Source organism: Streptomyces sp. NPDC002403 (genome assembly GCF_053593015.1).
The window spans coordinates 37,676-50,066 of the sequence record NZ_JBSFBQ010000019.1; the positions used below are offsets into that span (position 1 = coordinate 37,676).

Annotated in this window: 9 protein-coding genes; 4 read left to right on the forward strand and 5 right to left on the reverse strand. The window is 72.1% G+C overall.

The window, feature by feature from the left end:
* Positions 1 to 2 precede the first annotated feature (2 nt).
* On the forward strand, positions 3 to 1,439 hold the full coding sequence (locus tag ACWCPY_RS21605) for an amidase (RefSeq protein ID WP_451267259.1): 1,437 nt from the start codon (positions 3 to 5) through the stop codon (positions 1,437 to 1,439).
* A 28-nt stretch (positions 1,440 to 1,467) separates the two neighbouring features.
* Here ACWCPY_RS21605 and ACWCPY_RS21610 read toward each other — a convergent pair whose 3' ends face one another.
* The 5 genes from ACWCPY_RS21610 to ACWCPY_RS21630 all read right to left on the reverse strand — a co-directional run bounded on the left by ACWCPY_RS21610 (position 1,468) and on the right by ACWCPY_RS21630 (position 8,818).
* The gene (locus ACWCPY_RS21610; RefSeq protein WP_451267261.1) at positions 1,468 to 1,974 is read right to left on the reverse strand and encodes a DinB family protein; all 507 of its coding nucleotides are present in this window, start codon (positions 1,972 to 1,974) and stop codon (positions 1,468 to 1,470) included.
* 282 nt (positions 1,975 to 2,256) lie between these two features.
* Entirely contained in the window at positions 2,257 to 3,000 is a 744-nt protein-coding gene (locus tag ACWCPY_RS21615; protein WP_451267263.1) for a class I SAM-dependent methyltransferase, read from the reverse strand.
* Between the two features lie 110 nt (positions 3,001 to 3,110).
* Entirely contained in the window at positions 3,111 to 5,540 is a 2,430-nt protein-coding gene (locus ACWCPY_RS21620) for a SpoIIE family protein phosphatase (RefSeq protein ID WP_451267265.1), read from the reverse strand.
* 192 nt (positions 5,541 to 5,732) lie between these two features.
* On the reverse strand, positions 5,733 to 8,186 hold the full coding sequence (locus ACWCPY_RS21625; RefSeq protein WP_451267267.1) for an MFS transporter: 2,454 nt from the start codon (positions 8,184 to 8,186) through the stop codon (positions 5,733 to 5,735).
* Positions 8,187 to 8,374: 188 nt separating this feature from the next.
* On the reverse strand, positions 8,375 to 8,818 hold the full coding sequence (locus tag ACWCPY_RS21630) for an SRPBCC family protein (RefSeq protein ID WP_451267269.1): 444 nt from the start codon (positions 8,816 to 8,818) through the stop codon (positions 8,375 to 8,377).
* A 149-nt stretch (positions 8,819 to 8,967) separates the two neighbouring features.
* Here ACWCPY_RS21630 and ACWCPY_RS21635 point away from each other — a divergent pair, with 149 nt between their 5' ends.
* The 3 genes from ACWCPY_RS21635 to ACWCPY_RS21645 all read left to right on the forward strand — a co-directional run bounded on the left by ACWCPY_RS21635 (position 8,968) and on the right by ACWCPY_RS21645 (position 12,380).
* Positions 8,968 to 10,008, forward strand: coding sequence for an Rv2578c family radical SAM protein (locus tag ACWCPY_RS21635; protein WP_451267271.1), 1,041 nt, complete (start codon positions 8,968 to 8,970; stop codon positions 10,006 to 10,008).
* Positions 10,009 to 10,160: 152 nt separating this feature from the next.
* Complete coding sequence (locus ACWCPY_RS21640) at positions 10,161 to 11,765, forward strand: alpha/beta hydrolase (RefSeq protein WP_451267273.1); 1,605 nt, start codon at positions 10,161 to 10,163, stop codon at positions 11,763 to 11,765.
* A gap of 48 nt (positions 11,766 to 11,813) precedes the next feature.
* The gene (locus ACWCPY_RS21645; protein WP_451267275.1) at positions 11,814 to 12,380 is read left to right on the forward strand and encodes an N-acetyltransferase family protein; all 567 of its coding nucleotides are present in this window, start codon (positions 11,814 to 11,816) and stop codon (positions 12,378 to 12,380) included.
* Positions 12,381 to 12,391 lie beyond the last annotated feature (11 nt).

Genomic DNA, 12,391 nt, shown 5'->3' on the forward strand with positions numbered 1-12,391 from the left:
CCATGACGGAGTTGCACGACCTCACCGCTCTTCAACTGGCCGCCGCCTACGAGCGCGGTGAAACGAGTCCGACCGAGGTGGTGGACCATCTGCTGGCCCGGATCGGGGACGGCGACCGGGTGGGGGCGTTCACCACCGTGTCGGCCGCCCCGGCCCGCGCCGCGGCGGCCGAGGCCGAGCGTGTCCTGCGCTCGTCGGACCGCGCCGGCCTGCCGCGCCTGTTCGGTGTACCCACCGCGATCAAGGACCTGGAGGCCACGGCGGGGGTGCGCACCACACTGGGCTCCGCGCTGTTCCGCGACTGGATTCCCGGGCACGACGACGAGATCGTCGAGGTCATGGCCGACGCCGGACTGATCAGTCTCGGCAAGACCACCGTTCCCGAGTTCGGGGCGGCCTGCTACACCGAGCCCGAGGTGTCCGCCCCGGCACGCAGCCCCTTCGACCCGTCCCGCAGCGCGGCCGGCAGCAGTGGTGGCGCGGCCGCGGCGGTCGGCGCGCTGCTGGTGCCGATCGCGCAGGGCAGCGACACCGCCGGTTCGGTTCGCTCCCCCGCGAGCGCCTGCGGGGTGGTCGGACTCAAGCCCAGCCGCGGGCTCGTCACCGCGGGCCCGGCCGGCAACGACGGGATGGGGCTCTCCGTACGGGGCCCGCTGGCCCGCACCGTGCGCGACACCGCCGCGTTCCTGGACGCGCTGACCACCCGTACCGGCGTCGGCACCGTGCATCCGCCCCGGGTCGACAGCTACGAGCGGGCCTGCGACGCACCCGTGCCACGACTGCGGATCGCGCTCGCCCAGGGATCGGTCTCGGGCTCCCCGGTGGATCCCGAGGTCGCCGCGGCCGCCGAACTCACCGCCCGTACGCTGGCGGGGCTGGGCCATGAGGTGTTCGCCCGGGAGCAGGCTCCGGACCCCGAGCTCACCGAGGGTTTCCGGGTGATGTTCACGGCGCTGGTCGGGTCCAGGACCATGGCGTTCGACGATGCGCCCCTGCGTCCGATCGTCCGCCATCTCCGTTCCCGCTCAATGGAGTTGACATCGGCCGAGCTGGCCGCCTCGATCGGTTCCGTGCAGGCCCGCGCCCGCGCCTGGGCACTCGGCCACGCGGATGCGGACGTGGTGATCACCCCGACCGTGACGACTCCGCCGATGCCGGTCGGCCGGCTCCGCAACGACACGGACCCGGCGGCGGAGCTGGCCGCGATGACCGCGTTCACGGGCAACACCGTCCTGGCGAACGCCACCGGGTTCCCGGCCATCAGCCTTCCGCTGGGCTGGAGTTCGCAGGGCCTGCCGCTCGGTGTCTCGCTCACGGCCGGATGGGGCCGCGAGGATCTCCTGCTCGGCGTATCGGCCCAGCTGGAGGAGGCCCTGCCATGGGCCCATCGCTACGGCGAGCGGGCCGAGGCACGGACACCGGTGGCGGACCCGGTCTGACCGCCGCCGGGCTCCGGGCGCGGACCGGCTATTCGCCGGTGACGCCGTCGATACGCTCCCGGAGCAGGTCCGCCTGGCCGTTGTGGCGCGCGTACTCCTCGATCATGTGCGTGAGGATGTAACGCAGCGAGAACACCTCGTCGCCGTAACTCCCGGCGAAATCAAGGGACTCGGCCGCCTCGACAGTGGCCCGGGAGCGCGCGCACTCCTCGCGCCAGATCCTGAACGCCTCCTCGGGATCGGCGTCCGCCACATCGAACTCGGCGAACTCTCCGGGGTTCGGCCCGGGCCAGTGCGGCGGCGCCACCTCGTCCTTCAGCACCCGCCGGAACCAGGAGCGTTCGACCTCGGCGAGATGCCGGACGAGCCCGAGCAGGGTCAGGCCCGAAGGGGGCACGGCCGCCTCCCGCAGCTGCGCCGCGGTGAGCCCGGCGCACTTCATGGCCAGGGTCTCGCGCTGGTACTGGAGGAAACCGCTCAGTGACGCACGCTCGCCGCCCACCTGCGGGGGCTTGTTTCTCGTGTCTTCAGACATGGCGTCATCATGCCGAGCGCGGCAGTGCGTGCGCCCGTGATTTCCGCCGGGGCCGATCACACTCCCGCGAATCCGCCCGGAGCCCCGGCGCCGCGCAGCAGGGTGTCCACGACGCGGGTGGCTAGTGCGTCGGCGTCCCCGCCCCCCGCCCCCTCCTTCGCCGCCTCGTGGATGAGGGCGTAGTAGCCGGCCGGCCCTGGCCGCCGCGGCGCGGCGGCGCGGGCCCTTCCGCTGACCCGCCGCGGCCCCCTTCCCCGCCGGGCCGGAATCAGGATCGCCGCACTATCGCCGGTCTCCGCCCCGGTGCTCCGCGAGCGCCAGCACGAACCAGCGTGACGGCAGCTCGACCCTGGTGCCGTCGGGCAGGAACTCGGTCTGGGCCAGGGCGGTCGCACCGCCGGCCAGTGCGGTGAGCCCGGCCTCCTGGAGCAGTCGCCGTACCTCCTCCTCCGTGGCGCTCGCGGGCTTGAGCCCGTGGGCCAGGACCCGGCGCAGCTTCTCCGGCGGGCCGTCCGGGCCCTGCGCCACCTGCTGGAGCACGTCCTTGGAGGCCGGGGTCGGCTCGACGACGAAGGCACGTCCGCGCTCCCCCACCAGCGCCGCGACCGCCGCGGCGACGGCGGGCCGCGCCTCGGGCTCGCTCTGGTGGATCACCGCACGCATATAGACATTGGTGTCACCGATCCGCTTGCGCAGGGCCGCCACCGCGTCCGCGTCGACAAGGTCGAGCCGATCGAACTCGGCGACGCCCTTGGGGTCCGCGCGGCGGGCGTGCCCGATGGCCGCGTGCGAGAGGTCCACACCGATCGCGCGGGCGAACCGGGTGGCCAGGTAGCGGGTCTGGGTGCCGTTGCCGCAGCCGAGGTCGACGATCGGCAGCGAGGCATCGGCGTACGGCAGCAGCAGCTCGGTGTGGGGTATGGCGGTGAGGGACGGGTCGGAGTCCCAGATCGCCTCGCCGGGTGTGTCCGAGGTGGCGGACCAGTAGCCCTCCCACGCCTCGCGGTAACGCTGTGACACGTCCATGCGCACTCCCGGGTCCGTTCGTCCTGCGGCGTTCGTTCAGGACCGGACTACCGTCCCGGGACGGCCCCGGCAAGAGCGCGCACAGCATCCGGCCTCTCGGGGCGACTCCTTCACCAGGTGTGCGACCGGGGACGCGGGATCCCGCCGAGTGCCTGTTCGAACCAGACGGTCTTGCCGTGCGCCGTGGTGCTGGTGCCCCACTCACGGGCGAGGCTGCTCACCAGGAGCAGGCCGCGGCCGGACTCGTCGTGGGAGGCCGCGTCGAGCAGCGTGGCCGGGGCGGGTTCGTCGTCGCTGACCTCGCACAGCAGAGCGCCGGTGCGGACCAGACGGAGCCCGATGTGATGGCTCCGGCCGTGCTTCACCGCGTTGGTCACGAGCTCGCTGACCATCAGCTCCGCCGCCTCGACCGCGTCCGGCAGCTCCCAGTCGAGCAGCTTCCCTTGCACCAGGCGCCGCGCCCGGGCCACTTCGCGCGGGTCCAGGGCGAGTTGCCATTCGGCGACATCCGCGTCCGGGATTCCGTTGAGCCGGGCCATCAGCAGCGCCACGTCGTCCTTGCGGCCGCCGCGCGGGTTCAGGGCCCGGATGATCGTGTCGCAGGCGTCGTCCATGGAGGCGGCGGGGTGGGCCGCCGAGGCGCAGAGCGCGGCGAGCCCGGCTCCGATGTCCTGGCCGCGGACCTCGACGAGGCCGTCGGTGCACAGGATCAGACGGTCTCCTGGCCGCACCCGCACGGTCGCGGTCTCGAAGGCGACGCCGCCCACACCGATCGGGGCACCGGTGGGCAGCGTCAGGAGTTCGGCCCGGCCGTCCTCGGCGCGGACGAGCACGGGCGGGATGTGCCCGGCGTTGGCGATCTGGACCTCGGAACGGATCGGGTCGTAGACGGCGTGGAGACAGGTTGCCAGATGCTGCTCGCCGAGGCGCTGTGCCAGGTCGTCGAGGTTGCGCAGCAGTCGGGCCGGTGGCATCTCCATGGTGGCCATGGTCAGCACAGCGGTGCGCAACTGGCCCATCATTGCTGCCGAGTTGAGGCCGTGCCCCATGACGTCGCCGACGACGAGCGCGGTCCGGGAGCCGGGCAGCTTCACCGCGTCGAACCAGTCGCCGCCGATCCTTCCGAGCCGGGCGCCGGGCAGGTAGCGGGTTGCGATGTCGCAGCCGGCCATCCGGGACGGCACCTGGGGCAGCATGCTGTCCTGGAGGGTCTCCGCGACGTTCTCCTGGTAGGTGTACATGCGGGCGTTGTCGAGTACGAGCCCCGCGCGGGCGGCCAGTTCGGCGCCGGTGGTGCGGTCCATGTCGTCGAAGGGCTCGCGGTCCGGGCGGCGCATGAGGACCATGAAGCCGAGGACCACGTCGCGAGCCTTGAGCGGGACGATCAGCAGGGAGCGGTGGGTGATCAGCGGGCGCAGGTCGCGTTTTTCGAACTCGCCCGAGATCCGGTTGCTCATCTCCTCGGTGACGTGCGGGACGAGGACCGGTTCGCCGGTGACCATGCACTGGAAGAACGGGGTGTGTTCGGGGAAGGCGATGGACTCGCCGACCGGGACGGTGTCGTCCCAGCGGCCCGGTTCGTCGTTGTGCTCGACCCAGACCCGGTGCCAGACGGTGGTGACGTCGGGCGGCCCGTCGGGGAAGCCCTCGCCGGCCAGGACGGCGGCGCGCAGGTGCGTACCGGCGAAGTCGGTGAAGCGGGGTACGGCGGCGCTGGTGACCTCGCGGATGGTGCGTTCCAGGTCGAGGGAGGTGCCGATGCGGCCGCTGACCTCGTTGAGGAATTCCAGCCGCTCGCGGACCGCCGCGTATTCGAGGTCCAGCTCTGGGCGGGGCGCGGTCCGGGGCGCGGGCGATCCGCCGGATTCGCTCCGCGGGTCCTGGGCGGGGTGCCGGGAGGTGCGTCGCGGCACGCCCCAGTCGGGGGTGACCGGGACCTGGCTGCGGTGACTGAACTCCAGGACGGGATAGCCGAGTTCGAGTACCTGGGCGACGATTCCGGTCGCCTCGCCGACACTCATGCTGGGCAGGATCTCGGGCAGCCGGCCCGCGAGCTCCCGGTAGCCGGGGAAGTCGGTGTGGAGCGCGAAGGCGGGGGCGACCGTCCCGGTGGCCCGGCCGTCGCCCCGGTCGCCCTCGCCCAGCCGGCCGGCGTCCGCGGCGAGCACCAGGAGGCGCTCGGCACCGGGGCCGACCAGCGGATAGGCCCACCACAGCACGTCGATCCGGCCGCGCTCCGGTTCGTCCACCCGGGCCCGCCCCGCCGCCGGGCAGGAGAGGCTCCCGCCCGGTGCGCCGTCGAGTTCGGGACCGAATCCGGCGCCCTCCTCCGCCCTGCCCAACACGCCTGATACCGGAAGGAGTTCACCGGCCGGGCTGCCGACCGCGGCCTGTCGGGAGACGCCGAAGAGCCGTCTCGCGCCGCTCGACCAGTGGGAGACGAGCCCGTCCCCGTCGACCACCGCGACGGCCAGCGGGACGCGGCCCGTCACGGCGTCGGACGGCAGTGGTGTCCGCTGCGTCGGCACATCGTGATCCATGGGTGGAGGGCTCCTTCCCCACCGCAACGTTCTGCGGTTCGTGACTCCACGGTACGACTCCGTGTCCGGCGCCCGCCGGTCATCGGCCCAATCGCCCCCGGGTGGTGCGCCCGGCGCAGCGGGACGCGCCCCCCGGGTCCTGCGGCGGGCCGGCCCGGCGGACCACCGGCCGTCCCGCCGCCTCCCCGACGGTCAGTCCTCGTGGCCCAGTTGGAGGTCACGTTCGGTACGTCCGCCGCCCGCGACCTGGAGAACGGTGGCGACCGGCGGGTACCCGGCCGCGATCACCGTGTACTCGCCGGTGGACAGGTCCACGAACCGGAAGGCCCCGTCGGGCCCGGTGGTGAGTGTGTCGACCACATTGCCCGCCGCGTCCAGGAGCGTGACCCGGGCGTCCTCGACGGGCCGGCCGCCGGTCGCCCGTACGATGCCGCGCAGCACCGCGCCGCCGGCGAGTTCGATGTCCTGCCGGGTCTCCCTTGCCGCCTGCACGCTCACCGGCAGCGCGGCGGGCCGGAAGGCGGGGGCGCTGGCGGCGAGGGTGTACTCGCCCGCCACCAGTTCCGTGATCACATAGCCGCCTTCGCGGCCGCTGCGGGTGGACGAGACGACCTCGCCGCGGACATCGGTGAGGGTGACGGCGGCATCGCGCACCGGGATGCCGTCGGCGGTCAGAACGGTCCCGGCCAGGCGCCCGGCCCCGCCGAGCACCACATCGAGTTCGACGGGCCGTTCGCCGACGGTGACGCTGACGGCCTGCGGCTGGTGTCCGCCTGCCGCGGCGATGAGGACGTACGAACCGGCGCCGGGCACGCTCAGCGCGTACCGTCCGTCGTCGCCGCTCGCGCCCCGTCCGACCTGTTGGCCCTGGCCGTCGATGAGGGTGAGGGCGGCGCGCGGCACCTTCGTGCCGTCGGGGTGCTGGACGCTGCCGCACACCGGCACGCCCGACAGGTAGACGGGCGGCGGCACGGCGGCCTCGGTGGTCGTGGTGATGCGGGCGGCCGGCACGGTCACGGACTCGGCGGCGTTTTCGGGGCTGTGGTGGGACACCAGCGGTTTCTCCTTGAGGAAGAAGGCGAAGAACAGGCCGAGCGCGAGCACCGGCACGAGGTAGAGGAAGATCCGCGGCATCGCGTCGGCGTACGCCTGGACGTAACTGTCGCGCAGCGCGGGCTCCATGGCATGGACCAGCTGCGGGGTGATCGACTCGGGGTCGGGCAGGTCGGCACCGGACGGCAGGCGGACGGCGAGCGCGTCCGCGAGGCGGCCGGCGAAGAGCGTTCCGAAGACGGCGGCGCCGACGCTGCCGCCGATCTGCCGGAAATAGTTGTTGGCACTGGTGGCCGAGCCGATGTCGGCGGGCTCGACGGAGTTCTGCACGGCGAGCACCAGCACCGGCATGATCAGCCCGATCCCGATGCCGAGCACGGCCTGCGCGATGCTGTACTCGTAGCGCGGGGTGTCGGTTTCGAGGCGGGAGAGCAACCACATCCCGACCGTCGAGACCGCACCGCCGACAATCGGGTGGATGCGGTAGCGGCCGGTGCGGGAGATCATCTGCCCGGAGACGACGGACGCGATGACGATGCCGCCCATCATCGGGAGCATCAGCAGTCCGGATTCGGTGGCCGTGGCGCCGTCGACCATCTGGAGGAAGGTCGGCAGATAGCTGGCGGCTCCGAACAGCCCCACTCCGACGACCGCCCCGACGAGCGCGGTGACATTGAAGATCGAGTCGCGGAAGAGCCGCAGCGGAATGATGGGTTCGGCCGCCCGGTGCTCGACGAACAGGAACAGCAGAGTCGTTCCGGCGGCTCCGGCCCCCAGCCCCAGGATGGTGCGCGATCCCCACGCGTACTCCGTGCCGCCCCAACTGGTCAGCAGCACCAGGCAGGTGGAGGCGGCCGCGAGCAGCAGCGCGCCCAGGACGTCGAGGCGGGGCCGGACCGTGGGCCTGGGGAGTTTCAGCACGACGGTGATGACGGCGAGCGTGACCAGACCGAAGGGGACGTTGATGTAGAAGCACCAGCGCCATGAGGCATGGTCGGTGAAGAAGCCGCCGAGCAGTGGGCCCGCCACGGACGCGAGGCCGAACGCGGCACCGATGAGCCCCATGAACCGGCCGCGTTCCCGGGGCGGCACGACATCCGCGATGATCGCCTGGACCCCGATCATCAGCCCTCCGCCACCGACGCCCTGGACAGCACGGAAGGCGATCAGCTCGTCCATGGTGCGGGACCAGCCGGCGAGCGCGGAGCCGATGACGAAGACGACGATGGCGAACTGGAAGACGCCCTTGCGGCCGAAGAGGTCGCCGAGCTTTCCGTAGATCGGCAGGCCGATCGTGGAGGCGAGCAGATACGCGGTGACGGCCCAGGACATCTTCTCCAGGCCGTGCAGCTCACCGACGATCTTCGGCAGCGCGGTGGCGACGATCATCTGGTCGAGCGCCGCGAGCAACAGCGTGAGCATCAGCCCGAGGAAGATCAGCCGGATGCGGCGGGGGCTGGTGTCCGGTGCGCCGGGGGCCCCTGCGTGTACCGGTTCCGCCTCGGCAGGGCGTGGCGGGGGCGGCGCGGCAGCCGTCCGGGCGGTCCCCGTACCGCCCGGCTCCTCCTCCAACAGAGTGATCCCACCCACCACGTGCCGCTCCCCTCGTCGCGTCTGCGCCGCCCATTTCTGCCATTGCGAAAGAAGGGAGAGCAAACGCGACGGGGAGCGCCGGCAGCGCACTCGGGGGGCTTAGCCCCCGGTGAGAGCCACTACGGCGCACCACCGGGCGGGCCGGGAAAACCACCCGAACCGGTGAGGCCGGTCAAGAGCGGGGCGGGCTACTTCTCGACCTCGGCGGCGAGGTTCTGCAGCAGCTCGTCGTAGATCCGGCCGAGCCCCTTGGGTGCGAAGGTCTTCTCGAAGAATCCGCCGATGCCTCCGGCACCGTTCCAGACGGTCGAGACGACGGCCTTCGACCGGCCCTCACCGGCCGGCGTGACGGTCCAGGTGGTGACCATCGAGGAGTTGCGGTCCTTCTCCACGAGCTGGCCGTCGGTGGGCTCGGTGACCTCCAGCAGGCAGTCGCGCACCCGCTTGCTGGTGGCCTGGAGCTTCCAGTGGACGAGGGTGCCCTCGCCGTCACCGCCCTCGCGCACCTCGTACTCGCTGAAGTGTCCGGGCAGCACCCTGCCCCGGACCTCCTTGTAGTCGGCCAGCGCGTCGAACACCGTCTCCGCGTCCGCCGCGATGACTCGCTCTGTCGTGGCCTCGACCTGCGCCATGGCTGTTCCTCCAGCACTCGGTTGTTCGGGGGTGTGCTGAGCCAACCACCTCCGGCACGCCGCTCAAAATCCGGTCCGGGACGAAGGGGAGAAAACGATCAAGGGAACAAGTGTTCTATTCTCTGTCCAGTACTACCGAGGAGGCGTCCATGCGCTGGGACAATCTGGTCGAGAACCCCGCCACGACCGGGGACAGCGCGCTCTTCACCGCCGGAGCGGTGACCACGCGCACCTTTGACACTCCCGAGTTCCGGGGGATCACCTTCCACGAGGTCCGGGCCCGCTCGATCGTGAACCGGGTGCCGGGCGCATCGCGGATGCCGTTCGAATGGACCGTCAATCCGTACCGGGGCTGTTCGCACGCCTGTGTCTACTGCTTCGCGCGCAGGACCCACAGCTATCTGGATCTCGACGCCGGCCTCGGCTTCGACTCCCAGATCGTCGTCAAGACCAACGCCCCGGAGCTGCTGCGCAGCCGGCTCGCGTCCGGCCACTGGGACGGCGCGCACATCGCGATGGGCACCAACGTCGACTGCTACCAGCGCGCCGAGGGCCGCTACCGCCTGATGCCCGGCATCATCTCGGCGCTGCGCGACCACGCGAACCCGTTCTCGATCCTGACCAAGGGCACGCTGATCCTGCGCGATCTGGAACTGCTCCGGCAGGCGACCGAGGTCACCGATGTCGGCATCTCCGTCTCGGTCGGCTTCGTCGACGACGCGCTGTGGCGCACCGTCGAGCCCGGCACCCCCTCCCCCGGGCGCCGCCTCGACGCCGTCCGCACCCTGAGCGAGAACGGCATCGACTGCGGCGTGCTGATGGCCCCCGTCATCCCGTTCCTCGGCGACCATCCCGACCAGCTGCGCGCCACGGTCCGCGCGATCGCCGGCGCCGGGGCGACCTCGGTGACCCCGCTCGTCCTCCATCTGCGGCCCGGCGCGCGGGAGTGGTACATGCAGTGGCTCGGCAACCACCACCCCCATCTGGTGCGGCGGTACGAGCGGCTGTACGCCGAGGGGCCCTACGCACCCAAGTGGTACCAGCGCCGCATCACCCGGTACGTCCACGAGCTGGCGGCCGAATTCGGCATCGGACCCTCGCACCGCGGCGCGGCCCGGCGGCTCCCGGTGCGGAAGGAACAGCGGGCGCCGCTCGACGGCCCCGGGCCAACCCAGCTGACCCTGCTCTGATCCGCCGGAACCGTCGCGTCGGTCCCGGCGGAGCCAACGCGGGCAAACGGGTCAACTCTTGACATAACAGGTCCTTCCTGGCGCGAATGCGGGGAGCATGCGGCGGGGGCTGCGCCACCCGCAGCCGTGTTTCCCCCACCACGGGAGGCCATATGACGAAACGTCCAGGAATTCTGTTCGCCGTCGGTGCGACGGTCGCCGGTCTGGTGACCGCCGCGCCGTCACCGGCAACCGCCGACAACGGCGCGCGGCCCGCCGCGACGAAGCTCGAATGGACCGACTGCGGCACCAAGTCCTATCCGCGGCTGCAGTGCTCATCGGTCAGTGCTCCGCTCGATCATGACGATCCGTCGGGCCGGCGGATCACCCTCGCGCTGTCCCGCATCCCGCACACCGCGAAGACCTTCCAGGGCCCCCTGCTCGTCAACCCGGGCGGCCCCGGGGGCAGCGGCCTGACCATGGCGGGATTCGTGGCGTCCTCGCTGCCGAAGGCGGTCGCCGCCCAGTACGACGTGATCGGCTTCGACCCGCGCGGCGTCGGCAGGAGCCGGCCGGCGCTGGACTGCGTACCGAACTACTTCGATCCGCTGCGCCCCGATTCGGTGCCGGACTCGCCCGGCACCGAGCAGGCCAACCGGAACCGGGCCCGTTCGTTCGCCGAGGCGTGCGGGCGCGCGTACCCGGATCTGCTGCCCCACATGGACACGGTCAGCGCCGCGAAGGACCTCGACGTGATCCGCCGGGCCACCGGCGCCCGGCAGCTCAACTACTTCGGGTACTCGTACGGCACCTACCTCGGCGCGGTGTACGCCAAGCTGTTCCCGGACCGGGTGCGGCGCTTCGTCCTCGACTCGAACGTCGACCCGGACGGTGTCTGGTACGACGACAACATCGGCCAGGACTACGCCTTCGACGCCCGCCACAAGGCGTTCGCCGCCTGGGTGGCGAAGCACGACTCCACGTACCGGCTCGGCACCGACCCGGCGGAGGTCGAGAGCGCCTGGTACGCGATGCGTGCGGCCGTCAAGGCGCATCCCGCGGGCGGGAAGGTCGGCCCGAGCGAACTGGAGGACACCTTCCTGCCGGGCGGCTACTACGACGGGTACTGGCCGCGTCTGGCCGAGGCGTTCGCCGCGTACACCAACGACGGCGACCAGAACGCGCTGGTGAAGGCGTACAAGAGGTTCGGCGCGGTCGACGCCGAGGGCGACAACGGGTACTCGGTCTACACGGCCGTGCAGTGCCGCGACGCCCAGTGGCCCCGGCAGTGGAACACCTGGCGCGGCGACAGCCGGAGGGTGCACGCCAAGGCGCCCTTCTTCACCTGGAACAACAGCTGGTACAACGCCCCGTGTGCCGACTGGCCGGTGGAACCGCTCAATCCGGTGCGTGTCTCCAACAGCGCGCTCCCGCCGGTGCTGCTCTTCCAGGCCACCGACGACGCTGCCACACCGTACGAGGGCGGCGTCACCCTGCACCGCAGGCTGCGCGGCTCCAGCCTGGTCGTCGAGCAGGGCGGCGGCAACCACGGCATCACGCTGAGCGGCAACGACTGCCTGGACACCTACCTGGCGGACTATCTCGCCAAGGGCATCGTCCCGCGCGGCGAGGGCAGCAGGGCCGACGCGGACGCGGTGTGCGCCAAGTCCCCCGACCCGCAGCCGCTGACCGGTGAGGCGGCGGCGAAGTCGGTACGGCGGGCGGCCTCCGGCAGCAGGGGCGCCGTCCTGCACGGGCTGCTCGGCTTCCGCGGCTGACCGGCCCGGCCCGCCTCGCGTACGGGCCGTCCCGGCGGATGCGCCAGGATGGCCCGTATGACGACACGGACCGCGCCCGCCGGAATACACGTCCGGGACATGACCGTCGACGACTGCGAGGCGGTCGCCCGGCTCCGGATGCGCGGCTGGCAGGCGGCGTACGCGGGACTGGTGCCGCGGTCCTACCTGGACGGCATGGACCACACCCTCGCCGAGGACGTGGAGCGGCGCCGGGCGTCCCTGGCCCGGGGCACCACGCTCGTGAACGTGGTGGCCGAACGGCCGGAGCCCGGAGTGATCGGCTGGGCCTGCTACGGCCCGTACCGGGAGAACGGCGGACCGTCGGCGCGGGGAGAGCTGTACGCGGTCTATGTGACGCCCGAACAGATCGGGACCGGGGCGGGCCGCGCCCTGATGGCGGAGGTGCTCGCCCGCGCCGCGGCGGACGGCTTCCCGGACCTGGCGCTGTGGGTGCTGAAGGAGAACGCCCGGGCCCGCCGCTTCTACGAGCGCGCGGGCTTCCGTCCCGACGGCGCCGAGGAGTCCTTCGAGGCGGACGGCGCGCTGGTGCCCGAGGTGCGGTACGTGCGTCCCCTCGGTGGTCCCGCCGCCTGACGGGCCCGGCG